Genomic DNA, 14,909 nt, shown 5'->3' with positions numbered 1-14,909 from the left:
TTTCACCACCTTACACAATGTCCAGATTAAAGCTCTTTGCTTCTTGTTTGTTTGTCGCACCGTAAACAGCAAGTGCTAAAGCCATTACACAGTCGTCGTGGTAGCCTTCCTGAGCTTCTAATTTAAAGCCACTTCCAGATTTAATCCTTCTGAAGTATCTCAATTCATCACGCAACGTTATATTTGATGATGGCAGTAAAATTCTCTTTTGCTCCATCACAAGCAATAAGTTATGCAGTAATTCACTTTTTGATTTCTGGGAAAATACAAACGGCTGGCATGCATTTATTCTTTCCGCTACTGGATCACCAACACCTGTTGCGTCCAGAAACACAAACCCGTTGTATCTAATTTGAATATCATTTACAAGCTTTATGATCTCTTCATATGGTATCTGATTAAACCTGTGAAATTCTGCTATCTTGTACGGCTCTTCTGTCGTGTCTAGTACAACAATCACCGTGTAGTCCTTATACTTTGCCAAGTCAACGCCAATTGTATATGTATGTCCTTCCTTATATCCAGCAGGTTTATAATCTTCAAATACTTCAACCAATACCTTCCAAGGAAAGAATGAAGAATCGTCATCTACAAACTCAGCTAAATATTCCTGCCTCCAAACATATTCTGGTGTTTTTGCTTTTGCATTCTCTATTTCTTCCTGATCTAAAAACGGATTATCATACACAGTTGCATGTAATGATACTGTTCTGTTTGCTCCTTTTAAACCACGCTGGTATTCTTCATAGAAGTAATTCATTCCGTTTGGTGTAGATTCCAGAATAACAGGTGCTCCAGCATCTAATTTCATTGGTGTTATAACTTGCTCATAGACGCTGTCTTTTATAAAAGCTGCTTCTGTAAGTACAACCAGATCAACTTTCCTACCTCTCAAATACTTTCCATTGTATGCCGTAGATCTTGTTGTTATAACTGAATGATTCTTTAACGTGATAGTTGGAAAAGGTGAGTCTTTGGACTTTTTCACAAAACCTTTTAACGGTGATCTCTCTAGTGCTTCTTCTAGTAAGTCATAGTAAATTCTTGCCTGATCTAAAGATGGACCGCCTACAATAATATGGCTTCTTGGATTAAACGTTGCAAAATAAAAAATCTTTCCCGCTACATAGTTTGTCTTTCCAAATCTTCTACCTGCACATATTACCTGAGTTGAACCGTTCATGTATAAAATTTCACGTTGCTTCTCCGCTATTTCGTCATATCCAAATAACAGCTTAACGAACATTTCAGGATTCTTGAGTTTCCTCGCTATCATCTCCATCTGACTCTTGGTCATTAGTTATCAACTCCATTAATTTGACAAATGGATCTTCTGTGTCTTGGTCAAGTTGTTTGAATTCTTCAGCTGCTGTATAACGTACTTGATTGGTGGCAGTGTTATACAAAGATTGCATGGCTTTGAAAGTTTCTGGATGTATCCTTTTCCAATCTCCTGTTTTAATCAAATCAAAGAAGATCATTCTAAGCTGCTTCGCTAATTCAAAATTTTGTTCTCGTTCTACTTTCAACGTTTCAAGTCTTGTAATTCCTTTTTTAACTTCCTCTTCAAACAACTGTTCAGATTCTTTCTGTGCTGCACGCTTTTTGATTTCCTTGCTAACATTCCAGTGTTTTTTCTTGTGATTGAGAATAGCATTATCGGAAATGCTTTCATTGTATTTGTCTTTCAACCATTTTGAGATTCTTCTCGTTCCCCACCCTTCTGCAAGTAATTTTTCAATTTCTGTTCTATGTTCACTATTACATACTTTGCATTGTTTATTATGAATAACTGGCATATCTATCACCTTCTTACGAAGTCAATTTAAAGTTTACGAAGTCTACGAAGTTTTATAACCATCGTTCACCCTTAATAACTTCCTTCAAAGCTCTGTTTTGTTCGATAATTGTATTCTTCGTATGCTTAAGTTTTTCGACTATAATCCTCCACTTTCCAAGTTCATTCGTCGCTTCCAGAAGTAAGTTGTTTATTTTTGCAAGTAAATTGATGTTGTTCTGTATTCTCATCTGTGCTTCCTGAATTGATATCTGAGCAAGTTCTTCGGCTGATAGTTCATCCAGCGTCAGTTCCTGATCCAACTCTTCCCACTTCATTATGATTCACCCACCTTTGTACATTTCTTGGAAGTTTCTTTTTCTTATTTTGATTAATAAAGAAATCTATATCTATTTCCCAATCTTTGTGTACTCTGTTGTGGCATTCTGGACACAAAAGGATAAGATTGTATGGATGGTGATTACGTGGTACCCATGGAATTTGATATTCTGGTGGTATAGTTGCGTTTCGCCTAAATAAATGGTGTATTTGTCCCTCTCCGTTAACATAACGCCCGCATAATCTGCATTTTTCTTTATCTCTCTTATGCACATAATCTCTAATAACCTTTGGAATCGAACCTATCCCATAGTATCAACCCTTTGGTCTACGTAAACAATGTCGTAAATCATGCCGTTAATATTTACATGTTTAATATTCTCCATCTAATCTCCTCCTTCTTTAGTACACCCACCCCATTCCCACAGCGGGCAAGCTCTTTATCTAAATCCCCGCTACCGTTTTGTTAATTTTAATTTAGCAACAAAAAAAGACCCTATGATAGGATTCCTTGTCAAAAATTATCATAAAAAAATGGGGCATACGCCCCATATCTTATCCAGACATCTAATAAAATCGATTTTTCAAAGTTATTCTAGAGGAATTATTTCTCCATTGTTAGTATTTTCCCATCTTGGATCTTTGTGGCTTAATTCTATTAGCTCTTTTTTACTCTTTTTTCCATAAGATTTAATGATTTTTTCTATAAATTCTATTTCTTTGTCATTTAAAATATTTTTGAAAGATAAATTATTGGGTACTATACAAGTCCAACTATCAGAATCAGCATCTTCAAATTTTGGTTCTTCATCTATAAGCGTAATAACTTTAGCCAATTGTAAAGCTTCTAAAAGGATGTGATATTTATCAGGAGCAGGCCCCATAGGCAAATGTGCAAATTCTACACCAGTTAATCTTTGTTTAAACTTATCATAATATTTGCTTTCAACAAACCATAATAGTTTAAAAAATTTCGTTTTATAAACATAATGAATTTTCATTTTTTTCAAAGTCTCAAATATAACAGATACGGTAGCATATAATTTTTGAAAATTTACATTTTTCGAATTGCTAACTTCAATATAAGTATTTTCCAAAGTTTTTTGATTATCATTTATAATATCTTTAACTTTATCATAAATTTTTTGGTACTTTTGAGGCGATAATTTGTTTTTGTTATTTTCTAACATTTCTAAAAATCTTTCAGGATCATTAGCAGATCTAATTAAATTACTAAGTGATTCAGATGGAAGAGAACCATTTTCATATCTTTCAATAGTTGCTTTCCCTATACCGAGTATTGCAGCAAACGTTGCTTGACTAATGCCATATTTTTCTCTAATTTGTCGAATGTTCTCAGGTAAAACTAAACCATGCTTTTCAGCATAAATTCTAAATGCTTTTTTTAAATTTTCATTTTCTAAAAAGTTGTCAAAAAGTTCTGTGCCACAATTCTTACAAATAGCAACTTTTGCATTTACTTTTATTTTATCAGTTCCTTTGACATTATAAATTTCTTCTTTTTCAATTGTATCGTAATCTACAAAGCGATTACACGTTTCGCAAAATAACTTTTTTGCACGAGAAGTTAATTTGATCATGTCACCACCTCCCCTCCTCATGAAAAGAAATAACAATAGCATTATCTATCCCTTCAAATTTCTTTATTTTTACGTACACACTAAAGTTTTCTATAGGCATCAAGAAAATATAAATGATTCCTGACTCATAGTTTTGATCTTTTTCTTCTTCAGGACCTGAGTGGAGATATTCATGAGACAATTTTTCATACAAATACTCTAAAACATCTTCTACAGTCCAACCAATCTTTGCTAAAAACTCTTTGTTTTTCTGCCTGGGTGCAAATGTAACACATCCTTTTTTGCATAAATCTTTAAAAACTTCTATAAAGAGCTGGACCTGTGCATCTGACACAATATCTCCTCCTGAAAGGATTATACCATCATTTGATGGTATAAGTCAAATAATACAAAACCGGGCCTTTGCCCGGCATTTTCGTATACTTATGGATTTTACAAAAATTATATCATTTTTGTGGGGGTTTGTCAATATAAGACACTTTCTCAGCCAATTTTTCCACACCTTCTTGCACATATGTCCAAACTGTTTTTTCGTTAAGATCCATCTTTTGTGCAATTTCTCTATATGACAATGTTTTATATTTTAGGCCTGAGCATTCTACAGAATTACAAAGCTCAAAGTCGTGATTGATAACTCTCCAGAATATTGCTTCTCGTTGCCTTAATGGAAGTAACTGAAGCCAATACTCAATCCGCCTGATTTTGTTCCACATTCTACGCTTCTTTTCTATCGTTAGTTCATCCAAAATTTCTGGAGAATGCATTGAATTTTTATTAAATATTACTACTGCTCCATTCTTAAGTGTAAATTGTATAATAATTTCGCCATTTACAAAATCTAAATGAATTTTCCTTTTTAAAATTGCCTGCCAATAACTTTTGTACCTTTGCAATTCTCTTACGATATAATTTTGAGTAGAAGTTAACATTTGAAACCCCCTTTCGGGATTCCCGGTTACTTAACCGGGCTTTTTAATTTTATTCGTTGAATATCACCTTCCAGTTGAATTGTTACTAGCATATTTTTAATTGAACGAATATCCACAACGGTTTCATCGTCCTCTTTAATATAGGTTGGTAGTTGGAGTTTAAGCAGAAGTTTTATTGCGGTGTCTAAATTTTCTGTTGTGATGACCGCCTTTTTGTCCAATAGTCCTATTGAGTATTCTTTGGTATTCTTCATAATCTCCACTCCCTCCCTTGACAATTATTGTTACTTCTTCAAAGTTTATTCTAGTTAGTTCCCTAAGATAATTTAATACTTTATGCTTGTTTTTGATAGTAATACCCTGTACCCACATTATTTCTCTCCTTTCTTTATTTTTTCTGCAAGTACTTCGTTGATGATTTGTTGAGCTATTTCTAATTTTGCTTTTGTCACTTTGTCAAAACCTTTCTTGGCTTTTAACAACCTCGTTAGTGCATTTGCTATTTTCCCCAACTCCATTACTAACTTCATGCTTTTCCCTCACTTTAATCTCACGATATATTTTTTCATTAATATCATCAAAATCAGCCCCAAGTTTTACCATTCCCCAATTTATAAAAGCCAATAGTCCTAGAAGTAAAATAATGCCCAAAATCATATTATCACCTCGATATATTCTTCTGCTAAATCATCAATACTCTCGCCAAGATCTGGTTTATAATTTATTTTTACAATTCTTGATGTTATATTCCTTTCGTAATCATCCTCGGAAAGAACGTATAATGCAGGGTACGATCCTTGCCTTAATGTTTTTAAAGCAAATCGCAACGCATACTTTTTATTTGGAAATCGCCCTATAATTATTTTGCGCATTGTGCATACATACCACCGCATAATTATGCCCCCTTTGTTAAGGCTTTCTTTTTATTTGGAGTAAGTATTGGTTTTGCGGTCGGAGCAAGTGTTCCAACAAGCATAGAAATAAGTTGTTGCAACTGTGGACTTTGTATTGTTTCCGCTGTCTTTTCTCTTTGCTTTAAACTGTCATATATTCTCATAAAGTGTGCCCTTATAACCCCTTTTTCGTTCTCTGTCATATCGCATAGCGTTTGCCAGCCTATAGCGTTTTTGGCTGCTTCTAGTTTCCAATCCTCATAATGTGGTTCGTTATAGAAGCCTTTTTTTCGAATATCGTTATAAACTATTGCCCAAGCTTCTTCAGCTGAAAGTTCAGCCTGATGGTTGTATTCCACAGCTTTTTCTCTAATTTCTGAGATAGTTGGTGCAAATTTCTGAGTCTTAACTATAATTTCTATGGCATACTTGAATTGTTCATCAGTTAGATCTCTCAGCATCTTATACCATTGTTCTGAAAGAAATTTATCTGTGGTAATTCTTTCAAGTTTTTCATATACACTTGCAAGTAAAGCCATACCAGCGGCAAAAGTCTTACGGCTAAGCACTGTTTTCACCCTCTTCCAAAAATTGTTTTAAACCTGTAAGTTTGCCGGCAAAACCAGCGGCTTGCTTTTTTCTCTTTTTGGAGCGTTTACCAAATACGCCTTTTAGCAAAGGATCAACTACATACTCAAAGCCCTGCTCTTTCATTACTTCGGCTTTGGTTTTTGCAAGCGTTACTATTGCATTCTTTATCTGGGCTGGATAACATTCGTATAGGGTTTGAGATACTAATGGAAGCCATTTAGGATCAAATGGACCAATTAATGTTCTCCAAGTATCTACTATGTCTTTTTTTCGTTCATCCAAGTTGAGATACCACTTTGGTGGATTGTCCGCGACAGGTGTCGCAGAATTCCCGTTAGGGAATTCTCTATTACTTTCTTTATTGTCTTCTGTATTCTTGTATTCTTGTATTATATCTTTATTATATATAGTGGTTGGGACTTTAGTTGGATTGCTGGTTGGATTAGTGGTTGGTTTTTTAGTTGGATTATCCAACTTTGTTAACATTTCATTAATATTTTTGGTTGGGACTTTGGTTGGATAATCCAACCACGGAAACCAGAATGTAGATTTACCTTTTATTTTTTTATATTCTATTAAGCCCCGGCTCTTCAGATCTGAGATAGCCCTAGAAAGGGTATCTCGATGAATCCCCAGGACTCCCTGCAGGTAATTCCATGAGAGGTATAAAGGCCCTCGCCAAAATTTTTTATTGGCTTCGTGTAAAAGAAAAAAATATAGCCTTGTTGCGTTTGGAGTAAAATGGGCCTTCATATCTTCCTCCCAGAAATTCCCCACAAGTGTGTATATATCCATTATTATCACCTCTTTTATAAATAATCCCCACCCCAAGAAGGGGCAGGGATTTAAAATGGTGCATCGCTTAACTCTTCATCAATTTCAGCAAACAAATTATCTTTTATATTCTTAACAGCGTTGTATTCTATAACGTTCTCTTCTTCATATGGTTTGTATGCTTCTACATAATTTTTAGCCGTACGAATGCCGCTTAACGTATTAAGATCAAATTTTTCTTTCACGTCATTCAATATGTCTTCAGGCTCTAAATGTAATTCCTTTGCACGTTTTTTCATAAGTTGCCATAAATCTGTTTTTTCTTTATAAAGTTGCTTTTCAGCCATATCTTTAACAATATAATATGTGTTTTGTTGTTGAGGTTTTCCAGGCTGCTTAGGATGTTCTTCTGCAATTTCCATATCCTCTAAGTCTTGTGTAAATACATTAGAAGCCCCAAGACCTGTAAGTACTGCATCAACTAAACTTCGTTTTTTAGCAATCTTAAGGATTGAATTTTGGAAAACCCAAGGATTTTGATCCCAACCTCTTTTCTCTTTAGAGTTACAAGCACCATATCCAACTCCAATAATTTTTCCATCTTGCGCCTTTAACCTGCAAACAAATTTGTACATTATAAAAGATTCATTTTCGATTTCTTTTATAATTTCAAACTCTGGAGTTAAATTAAACAGTCTTACAAGTTTTTCTGCACCCGATTTGTAAAGTGATGGTTTTTGAGATTCAGAATGTTGTTTTATTGGGAAACCATAGTCTACATTTTCTTCAAGCACTTCTTTTTGGAGCTTTCTAAATAGGTCATACTGATGTTTAATCTCTTTAATTGCACCTTCGTCAATTTGGAGCATAGAGCCTGTTTCTTTTTTTACTTCTAATTCTTTACTCATTATCTCCACCTTCTTCAAAAGATACGCTCATTCTTTCTTCTAGCTCAACATACTTTAAAACTTCCTCGACTGCTTCTTCTGGTATATCATTTGGTAATTTCCCTTTCGATTTTGCAAATTGAATTCTGTTTAATGCAGAAAGTTTTGGTTTGTAAGTAACTGAAAAGACATGATTAACAAGTCCAGGATATTTTTCCGTGAGCTCTCTCGCCTTGGTATTGGAGATCTTTGCTGTTGTAACCCACTTGATTTTTGCCCCCTCTAAGTTCAATGTGTTCTTATCTACTGGACGTTCTATATTTTCTTCAAGTATTGCCATTAATTCCTTTTTTCTTTCTTGTAGTTTCTTCATGTACTCATTTACTTTCCTTAATTCCGTTAAAACATTTTCAACCGTAATAGTCATACCCTCACCCCCATTTTAATTTGTTTAAATGTTCTTCCCAGTATCTTTGAAGCTTCATATTTTATTGCTCTCGAAAATGTTCTAATATGTTTGAATTTCTTAGTGAATTGTGCTATACTATTATCTGGAAATGTGTTATACCATGCTTGAAGAAAAAGGATTTTTATTTGCTCCCTGTGCTCTGGGGAGCTTTTTTCTATCTCTTCATCCAAGGTTCTTAAAAAATCCTCGTAAAGTTTACTCATAAGCTCGCCTCCTATTTGTCAAACAATGGCATTCTACAAGCCGCTTTTCTGATGTAATATCCGCCTTTTGGCTCGTAAACTTTCCAAAGCCCATTTGCTTCACGATTCATAAGAAGTGTTCTGACTATCTTTTCAGTAATTTTTTCAATGATTTGGTCCTGTATTTTGTCAATTTCTTCGATTTTCGAGAGTATATATCTGAGTTTTGTGCGATCCGTTGTAGTAGGATCTTCCAGCCAGGACTTAATTGTTTCTTTGAGTACATCTTCTTCATCCTCCTGTTGTAAAAATTCTTTTAGTAGTTCGTTTTTTATAACTGTCATCATTGCTATGGTTTCTGTGTTTTCTGTTACCTGCTTGCTTATTCTCTTGTGCTCCACCAGAACCTTCTGTTTTAACATCTTCTTCGCCCCCTTTGTACAATGATGGAAAAACTAAGCGGTCAATTTCCATTCGATAACGGTCTAAAATGTATTCCACAAGCACATCATAAATATCACCAAATTCACTCATAATTTCATCCCCTTCTTTGATTTTTTATTTACACCTACCTTTGATATAATTTTTGTGGTGCTGATGGGCTTAACAGGGGGGATAGGATGATATTAGTTAATATTGATTTACCAGAAGAACTAGAAGAAATGGATGATCATCTAATAGTGTTTGTTAACCTCGAAAATTTTTTGAAACTTTCAGATTTTCCAGAAAACTTTAATAACTATGGTGACAAACCGTTTTTTGATTTAGGAATTGTTACTCGAGACGATGATAATTATATTGAATACTGTAAAAAAACTGGCAAAGGCTTTTATAATCTTCTTAAGTTTTTTAAAATCAAATCTGATCCAATTTCTGGAATTAGAGGTTTTTCTAATGTTTATTCCCCCATTGTTATTGAAGCATTTGAAGAAATCAAGAGTTATATAAAAGAAAAATTTGATCCAAAATATGTATTTGGGAATTACCAAAATCAAAAATTTGATAAACTTAAAGAACTTGTTAATAACAAAAACAATTTAATAATTCCGCTTTTTTCTCGTGGTGAAGAAATTGGTTCAACAGCCCAAAGTTTAGATGTAGATATTTGACCAAAATTTTTTAGCCCATCAGCACCATTTTGAATGTTTCTAATCTCCTGATGTAAAATCAAGAAATTCATCAACAAGCCTGTAAAGCTTCTCTTTTAACATATCTTTGTTCTCAAGGACTATAAATAATCCAATTTTTGTTTCTTTCGGATTATATAAAATCATCGAAGAATGTCCTGTTATTGCTTTCCTAATATCAGAAAGAAGGTTCTCTACTCTAGAAAAGAACAAATTTGTTTGTTCGTCTATATTTACTGGAACTTTTAAAGTATCTTCAGCATAATATACCTTCATACCTTTACCTCCTTTTGTCAAATTTGGGAAATATCATTCTGCCAACTTCAGTTTCTCGATATCACAGTACCTCCTTTACCACCCCCTCTTTTTTGGGAAGTGCTTCGTATATTTCCTCGACGCTAACTCTCAGCGCTTTTGCGAGTTTGATAGCAACTTCTAACGAAGGCATTATTTCTCCTCTTTTCCCATCCAAAATTTCTTTTTAAATATTCAAATGTCAAAGACCATTCAAGTTATTTTGTGTTATTCTTTCCTAGGACAACAGCTTCAAGTTTTTTTACAAAATTTCTAAGTTCATTTTCAGGGTAGAGATAGTAGTTCCCTTTCTTTTCGTACCTGATTGTTCCATATTTGCGGGCGAGTTTTAAAAGACCACTTACTATATTATGAGGTATTGCTGTTTTGATTTGAGAACTAAGAACTAGCACTTTATCACCTCCACTTCTTGGCACAATTATATAAAATTATATGACTATTAGACAAATAACATTATTCCTGATTTGACTCATTGGCACATAATTATTGTTAAATATCTTTTTAAAATCCACTCGTAGGTAAATTTATATCTATTTTTGGTACAACTGTGTATAATTAATGTGTCTAAGAGTAAATGTGGGGGTATAAATTATGGGTAATTTCAATGGCCAAAAATTGAAAATGTTGAGAAATTCATTAGGAATCTCACAAAAAAAACTTGCCGACCAACTCAATGTAAGACATACAACTATTTCGAGAATCGAAAAAGGTGAACGTGAGCCGAGTCTCCAACTTTTAAATCTTATTGCTGATTTCTTTAATGTTTCTGTTGACTATTTACTTGATAGAACTAACGATCCATTCCCGAAAGGAAAAGAATTTAATCTTTCTGCATATTTATCAGCCGATGTTCTGCAAACGCCTGAAGAACTTAAAAGGCTCGGACAACGACTGATCGAGATTGCGGAAAAATTAGAAAAGGCATTGAATTAAAAATAAGTTGTGATAAAAAGAGTGGGGAGATGTATTTTTTATAAAACAAAAAGGGGGAAGGAATATGTCAAGTAAAATTTATGATTTGTTTATAAGCCACGCGTGGGACTACAAAGAAGATTATTATAACTTAAGAGAAAAGCTGAACAATTATCCATATTTTGAATGGAGAGACTACAGTGTACCTTTTCATGATCCAATTGAATCTATAAACGCTCAAACAATAAAAAGTAAAATTAGAGAAAAAATTCGTCAGAGCAGTGTTTTTATTGTTTTTGCAGCAATGTATTCAAAATACTCAGATTGGATTGAATGGGAAGTAAAAGTTGCAGAACAATATGAAAAACCTATTTTGGCAATCAAACCTTGGAGCCAAGAAAAAGTTCCAGTTTTTATACAAGAAAAAGCAAATAAAATTGTTGGTTGGAATATTGATAATATAGTTTCCGCGATAAGGGAGTTGGCCAAATGACTATTGAAGAAAAAGATTATCTTGAAAAGCGTTTTGAAGATCAACGAAAGTACTATGATAAAAAAGCTTCTTTATACAAGAAAAAATGGGAATTCTATAGTATAATACTTGTAATTCTTTCACCTATTCCTCTTTTTGTTTTGACATTTGTCGAGTTAGCATGGTATTTTAAGCTAATTATAGCTATTGCAAGTTATCTATCAACAATTTTTGGTTCTTTATTGACATTGTTAAAATATAGGGAACAATGGTTGTACTACCGCACAACAGAACAAGAACTTTTAAGGGAATATTATCATTACAAAACTCTTACAGGACCTTACAAAGATCAAGAGGAAAATACCTTTAAATTATTTGTAGAACGAGTAGAAAGTTTATTAGCTCAAGAAAGATCAAAATGGCTAGATTATATTCAGCAACAAGATTTGCCAAAACGTTCATAAATCGTATTCAAAAACAGGGATTTTTTTATTTTTTGCCATTTCAGTTTCCTTAAAAGATTGCTCCCCACCACCGATTCTAATTAAAACATCTATCATAGAAATAAAAGTTTCGGATTCATCTCCCCACTCTTCTCCAATAATAATTTTTTTGTCTACTGGAAATTGTTCGAATTTTTCAGCTTTTTTGCAGGCTATTCCTATTGTTTTCCAACCTCTTTTAATAGCTTCTTGGTAAGCAAGTAAAGGTATACCAAGAGCAGTTAAACCGGAGACAATAATAATTTGATTTCCAAATTTACTCTCCATTAGATCAAACACTTCATTTATAATTTTTTTAGCTTTGTTAATATCAAATTTTTTTGCCGAATAACCCACAACACCTATTTTTACCATTTTTTTCACCTCACAATAAATATTATACTTCCTTAGAAAAAAATTAGAAATAACATTAAACCATGTTCAGATCCTTACAAATTCTTCCTTTTCCCCCTCTTTTTTAGGCAACGCATTGTATATTTCCTCGACGCTAACTTCAAGCACTTTTGCGAGTTTTATGATTACATCCAAAGATGGCCTGGCTCTTCCTGTTTCGTAGTGGGAGATGGATTTTCTAGAAATGTTTATTGCTTTTGCTAATTGTTGTTGTGTGAGATTTTTTGCTTGTCTCATTTCAGCTAATGTCACAGTATCACCTCCTGTTACTGTTCGTGGACATATTCAATTTTCAAAGACCATTTATGCTCGTATTATTACCATAACATATTTGATAAGGTAATGTCAATACCTTAAAGTTAAAAATAAGAAACTTTTAAGTTACTAATAAGTAAATTGCTACTATTATAACCATGCCGCTCTTTTTGATGAAAATCTCGTTATAATAGCATTGTGAGGAGTGAAAATGCTATGAATATTGGTGAAAAAATCAAATTATTAAGGCAGCAAAAAGGTTTAAAACAAGAAGAACTTGCAAAAGTATTAAATATTTCTAGAAAGTCAATCTCGCATTATGAAACCGGAAGAGTATTACCTCCGATTGATATTCTTAAAGCGATAGCCGACTATTTTGGCGTGTCAGTTGACTATTTCTTTTCAGAGCATTCTGGTAAGAACGAAGTTGAATTTGTTGATGTTGACTTTAAAACTGTGCCTTTATACTCAGCTCCTGCTTCTGCTGGCAATGGTGCTTTTCCAGATGAAATATATGTTATTGGTGAAGTAAAAGCCATCAGCAAAGATGTAGATTTTGCCGTTAGAGTTGTAGGAGATAGTATGGAGCCCGTTGCTCCAGATGGTTCTGTTTTGTTTGTCAAGAAACAACCTCATGCATTTAACGGAGATATGATTGTTTGCACATACGATGGCTGGATTTATGTGAAATGGTATGTCAAAGAAGATGATAAAGTTATGCTGCTTTCTGAAAATCCTGTATACCGTCCAATTATTGTTGAACCAGATGATAGATTTATTATTCATGGTGTGGTTAAAGAAATTATGAGTAAACCACCGAAAAAAGTTTTGAAATAACGGGGGTGAGATAATATGGAAATTTTTAAACTTCTGAGTTTATCTTTTGGAGTGCAAGCTGACTTTTCAAAAATTTATAATAATTTAACTCAGAATTCAGCAAATATGAATCGAGTGCTAAAGATTATGGAAATGAATAGTACTCAGACGTTATTTTTAAACAAAGGTCAAGAAAGTGAATTAATATTTATATTGTTTAACCAACCAAACAGGAACACAAACTTTTCATTTCAAAAACATGCTATAACTTATAATGAGCAATTGCCTATTCCAGAAGAAATAACGCTGAATGATGTCATCGCAAAAATAGAGAATAATTGTTCTAAAATTCTGGAGTTACTTAAAAATGAAAAAATTCAATTTATTTCATCTCCTTTTTTGCATATAGAATTTGTATATAAAGATCAAGAAAAAAATTATTCTGAGCTTTTAATTAAACATACATTGCCAAAAATCAATTTAGAGAATTCCAAATTAGTTAAATCGACTTTAGGATATACTATAACCAAGAAACTAGGTAGTATAGATAATAACTATGTTCAGGAAATACTAATTGAACATTGGATAAAAAACAAAGAATTTTTGTTTGTAAGTAGTACAACACAATGGAACATTATAGAGTACCAGTATAAAGATTTAAGCTTCTTTAAAGAATGGGTCAAAGAGATATTTACTTCTGCAAATGATACGATAAAAAAATTAGAGGAGGAATGATACTTGTATGTTTAATGGAACGTCTAATGATGTTATTAGTAAAGAAAATCGTGATATAATGGAAATGAATAGAAATATTGTAGGTGATTTTTTGCCATTTTCTGTAAGTAGAAAAAGATCGAATTCATTAATTAACAGAGAACATACAAGTGAGAATGATCCTTATGTGTTTTTTTCTGAGGAGGTTATTATGAATAGTATAGCAAAGCATCCTGAAAAACAAGAAGCGTTATTAAAGAAAGTTGTAGAAAAAGCAAAAAAGTTATTAAAGAAAGAACTTTCAAAACTTGGTTATGAATATATGTATGTTAATTTCGAATCATCATCTCAGAAACTTTTTGTGTACCTTAAATTAAAGCATGAAAATCCTGAAGAGTATGAAAAATTAAAAAAAGAATATAGACAACTAATTAACCTTGAAAAAAAGATTAGAAAACAATATCCATTGATTAATGTTGAAATCATATCTTTAAGTGAAGATGAATATATAGGTCAGAATATGGAATATATTAATTTTTAGAGGTGGTTTTCGTGGCTACTTTTCAGGAAAAACAATATAAGCAAAAAAATGAATCTTATGTAAGATTAACAAAATATATAGAGTCGAATAATGATTATGATGATTACAACGAATGGGGGAGTCATGATATTCTCTCAAAATTTCATGAAGTAGTTTTGCTAGCAAAAATAATAATTTTGAGAAAACTTAACACAAAAGTTGAATCGCATAATGCAATAGTAGAACACCTTGAAATAATTAATCCTGAACTATCGGAAATATATAAAAACTTGAAAAATCTTGCTAGAAAATTTAGGTATGAAAAATTAAATCCTGATAAAAACTCAAAAATATTATTTGAAAAATCTTATATGGACTTTATTAATTTAGTAAGAAGTATAATATAGTTTATTTTTTTGCTATTTTTGTTACGATTGTGT

At 32.7% G+C, this 14,909-nt stretch carries 28 protein-coding genes; 8 read left to right on the top strand and 20 right to left on the bottom strand.

What is annotated here, in order from left to right; translation table 11 throughout:
- Positions 1-10 precede the first annotated feature (10 nt).
- From EO083_RS00335 to EO083_RS00270, 15 genes are all read right to left on the bottom strand, one after another.
- Positions 11-1,297 (bottom strand): phage terminase large subunit, encoded by a 1,287-nt coding sequence (locus tag EO083_RS00335; RefSeq protein WP_126992245.1) that lies wholly within the window; start codon positions 1,295-1,297, stop codon positions 11-13.
- Positions 1,248-1,799, bottom strand: coding sequence for a hypothetical protein (locus tag EO083_RS00330; protein ID WP_126992244.1), 552 nt, complete (start codon positions 1,797-1,799; stop codon positions 1,248-1,250). Before EO083_RS00330 ends, EO083_RS00335 begins: the two co-directional genes overlap by 50 nt.
- 52 nt (positions 1,800-1,851) lie before the next feature.
- On the bottom strand, positions 1,852-2,115 hold the full coding sequence (locus EO083_RS00325; RefSeq protein WP_126992243.1) for a hypothetical protein: 264 nt from the start codon (positions 2,113-2,115) through the stop codon (positions 1,852-1,854).
- Positions 2,116-2,706: 591 nt separating this feature from the next.
- Complete coding sequence (locus EO083_RS00320; RefSeq protein WP_164723670.1) at positions 2,707-3,717, bottom strand: type II TA system antitoxin MqsA family protein; 1,011 nt, start codon at positions 3,715-3,717, stop codon at positions 2,707-2,709.
- A gap of 1 nt (position 3,718) precedes the next feature.
- Positions 3,719-4,051 (bottom strand): hypothetical protein, encoded by a 333-nt coding sequence (locus EO083_RS00315; protein ID WP_126992241.1) that lies wholly within the window; start codon positions 4,049-4,051, stop codon positions 3,719-3,721.
- A 112-nt stretch (positions 4,052-4,163) separates the two neighbouring features.
- Positions 4,164-4,646 (bottom strand): RNA polymerase sigma factor, encoded by a 483-nt coding sequence (locus EO083_RS00310; protein WP_126992240.1) that lies wholly within the window; start codon positions 4,644-4,646, stop codon positions 4,164-4,166.
- 159 nt (positions 4,647-4,805) lie between these two features.
- Entirely contained in the window at positions 4,806-5,018 is a 213-nt protein-coding gene (locus tag EO083_RS00305) for a hypothetical protein (RefSeq protein WP_126992239.1), read from the bottom strand.
- A complete protein-coding gene (locus EO083_RS09860) occupies positions 5,018-5,176 on the bottom strand; it encodes a hypothetical protein (RefSeq protein ID WP_164723669.1) in 159 nt (52 codons plus the stop codon). The genes EO083_RS00305 and EO083_RS09860 overlap by 1 nt, the downstream gene beginning before the upstream one ends.
- Before the next feature lie 123 nt (positions 5,177-5,299).
- Positions 5,300-5,539, bottom strand: coding sequence for a hypothetical protein (locus EO083_RS00300; RefSeq protein ID WP_126992238.1), 240 nt, complete (start codon positions 5,537-5,539; stop codon positions 5,300-5,302).
- A 2-nt stretch (positions 5,540-5,541) separates the two neighbouring features.
- Positions 5,542-6,108, bottom strand: a complete 567-nt coding sequence (locus EO083_RS00295; protein ID WP_126992237.1) for a replicative helicase loader/inhibitor — start codon at positions 6,106-6,108, stop codon at positions 5,542-5,544.
- On the bottom strand, positions 6,101-6,925 hold the full coding sequence (locus tag EO083_RS00290; protein ID WP_126992236.1) for a cyclic nucleotide-binding domain-containing protein: 825 nt from the start codon (positions 6,923-6,925) through the stop codon (positions 6,101-6,103). Before EO083_RS00290 ends, EO083_RS00295 begins: the two co-directional genes overlap by 8 nt.
- A 50-nt stretch (positions 6,926-6,975) precedes the next feature.
- Positions 6,976-7,812 (bottom strand): hypothetical protein, encoded by an 837-nt coding sequence (locus EO083_RS00285; protein WP_126992235.1) that lies wholly within the window; start codon positions 7,810-7,812, stop codon positions 6,976-6,978.
- Positions 7,805-8,218, bottom strand: a complete 414-nt coding sequence (locus EO083_RS00280; RefSeq protein ID WP_126992234.1) for a hypothetical protein — start codon at positions 8,216-8,218, stop codon at positions 7,805-7,807. Before EO083_RS00280 ends, EO083_RS00285 begins: the two co-directional genes overlap by 8 nt.
- Complete coding sequence (locus EO083_RS00275; RefSeq protein ID WP_126992233.1) at positions 8,215-8,463, bottom strand: hypothetical protein; 249 nt, start codon at positions 8,461-8,463, stop codon at positions 8,215-8,217. The genes EO083_RS00280 and EO083_RS00275 overlap by 4 nt, the downstream gene beginning before the upstream one ends.
- An 11-nt stretch (positions 8,464-8,474) precedes the next feature.
- Complete coding sequence (locus EO083_RS00270) at positions 8,475-8,864, bottom strand: hypothetical protein (protein ID WP_126992232.1); 390 nt, start codon at positions 8,862-8,864, stop codon at positions 8,475-8,477.
- A gap of 198 nt (positions 8,865-9,062) precedes the next feature.
- Between EO083_RS00270 and EO083_RS00265 the strand changes: the two genes are divergently transcribed.
- Entirely contained in the window at positions 9,063-9,551 is a 489-nt protein-coding gene (locus EO083_RS00265; protein WP_126992231.1) for a hypothetical protein, read from the top strand.
- Between the two features lie 39 nt (positions 9,552-9,590).
- On the opposite strand, the gene EO083_RS00260 is transcribed toward EO083_RS00265, so the two are convergent.
- The 3 genes from EO083_RS00260 to EO083_RS00250 form a co-directional block, all read right to left on the bottom strand.
- On the bottom strand, positions 9,591-9,845 hold the full coding sequence (locus tag EO083_RS00260) for a hypothetical protein (protein WP_126992230.1): 255 nt from the start codon (positions 9,843-9,845) through the stop codon (positions 9,591-9,593).
- A 61-nt stretch (positions 9,846-9,906) separates the two neighbouring features.
- Positions 9,907-10,041, bottom strand: a complete 135-nt coding sequence (locus EO083_RS00255) for a helix-turn-helix domain-containing protein (RefSeq protein ID WP_277600355.1) — start codon at positions 10,039-10,041, stop codon at positions 9,907-9,909.
- Between the two features lie 40 nt (positions 10,042-10,081).
- Positions 10,082-10,276: a hypothetical protein gene (locus EO083_RS00250; RefSeq protein WP_126992228.1), complete on the bottom strand. Its 195-nt coding sequence runs from the start codon at positions 10,274-10,276 to the stop codon at positions 10,082-10,084.
- Between the two features lie 199 nt (positions 10,277-10,475).
- On the opposite strand from EO083_RS00250, the gene EO083_RS00245 reads away from it, so the two are divergent.
- The 3 genes from EO083_RS00245 to EO083_RS00235 all read left to right on the top strand — a co-directional run bounded on the left by EO083_RS00245 (position 10,476) and on the right by EO083_RS00235 (position 11,732).
- Positions 10,476-10,817: a helix-turn-helix domain-containing protein gene (locus EO083_RS00245; protein ID WP_126992227.1), complete on the top strand. Its 342-nt coding sequence runs from the start codon at positions 10,476-10,478 to the stop codon at positions 10,815-10,817.
- A 64-nt stretch (positions 10,818-10,881) separates the two neighbouring features.
- Positions 10,882-11,289 (top strand): TIR domain-containing protein, encoded by a 408-nt coding sequence (locus EO083_RS00240; RefSeq protein ID WP_126992226.1) that lies wholly within the window; start codon positions 10,882-10,884, stop codon positions 11,287-11,289.
- Positions 11,286-11,732, top strand: a complete 447-nt coding sequence (locus EO083_RS00235) for a DUF4231 domain-containing protein (RefSeq protein ID WP_126992225.1) — start codon at positions 11,286-11,288, stop codon at positions 11,730-11,732. Before EO083_RS00240 ends, EO083_RS00235 begins: the two co-directional genes overlap by 4 nt.
- On the opposite strand, the gene EO083_RS00230 is transcribed toward EO083_RS00235, so the two are convergent.
- Together EO083_RS00230 and EO083_RS00225 are read right to left on the bottom strand one after the other, a co-directional pair.
- Positions 11,727-12,125: a hypothetical protein gene (locus EO083_RS00230; RefSeq protein ID WP_126992224.1), complete on the bottom strand. Its 399-nt coding sequence runs from the start codon at positions 12,123-12,125 to the stop codon at positions 11,727-11,729. The two genes, EO083_RS00235 and EO083_RS00230, sit on opposite strands and share 6 nt — an antisense overlap.
- Positions 12,126-12,191: 66 nt before the next feature.
- The gene (locus EO083_RS00225; protein WP_126992223.1) at positions 12,192-12,416 is read right to left on the bottom strand and encodes a helix-turn-helix transcriptional regulator; all 225 of its coding nucleotides are present in this window, start codon (positions 12,414-12,416) and stop codon (positions 12,192-12,194) included.
- 219 nt (positions 12,417-12,635) lie between these two features.
- Here EO083_RS00225 and EO083_RS00220 point away from each other — a divergent pair, with 219 nt between their 5' ends.
- The 4 genes from EO083_RS00220 to EO083_RS00205 are packed head-to-tail and all read left to right on the top strand — an operon-like array spanning position 12,636 to position 14,876.
- Positions 12,636-13,256, top strand: coding sequence for a LexA family protein (locus EO083_RS00220; protein ID WP_126992222.1), 621 nt, complete (start codon positions 12,636-12,638; stop codon positions 13,254-13,256).
- Positions 13,257-13,271: 15 nt separating this feature from the next.
- Positions 13,272-13,970 carry a hypothetical protein gene (locus EO083_RS00215; protein ID WP_126992221.1) on the top strand — a complete coding sequence of 233 codons (699 nt, stop codon included), beginning with the start codon at positions 13,272-13,274 and terminating at the stop codon, positions 13,968-13,970.
- A 7-nt stretch (positions 13,971-13,977) separates the two neighbouring features.
- Positions 13,978-14,490: a hypothetical protein gene (locus EO083_RS00210; protein WP_126992220.1), complete on the top strand. Its 513-nt coding sequence runs from the start codon at positions 13,978-13,980 to the stop codon at positions 14,488-14,490.
- 11 nt (positions 14,491-14,501) lie between these two features.
- Positions 14,502-14,876: a hypothetical protein gene (locus EO083_RS00205; RefSeq protein WP_126992219.1), complete on the top strand. Its 375-nt coding sequence runs from the start codon at positions 14,502-14,504 to the stop codon at positions 14,874-14,876.
- Positions 14,877-14,909: the final 33 nt, after the last annotated feature.

Source organism: Thermosipho globiformans (genome assembly GCF_003990895.1).
In the GTDB taxonomy this organism is placed as follows: Bacteria; Thermotogota; Thermotogae; order Thermotogales; family Fervidobacteriaceae; genus Thermosipho; species Thermosipho japonicus.
The sequence above is the reverse complement of the archived record's forward strand: the minus strand, read 5'-3'. Positions and strand labels throughout refer to the sequence as shown.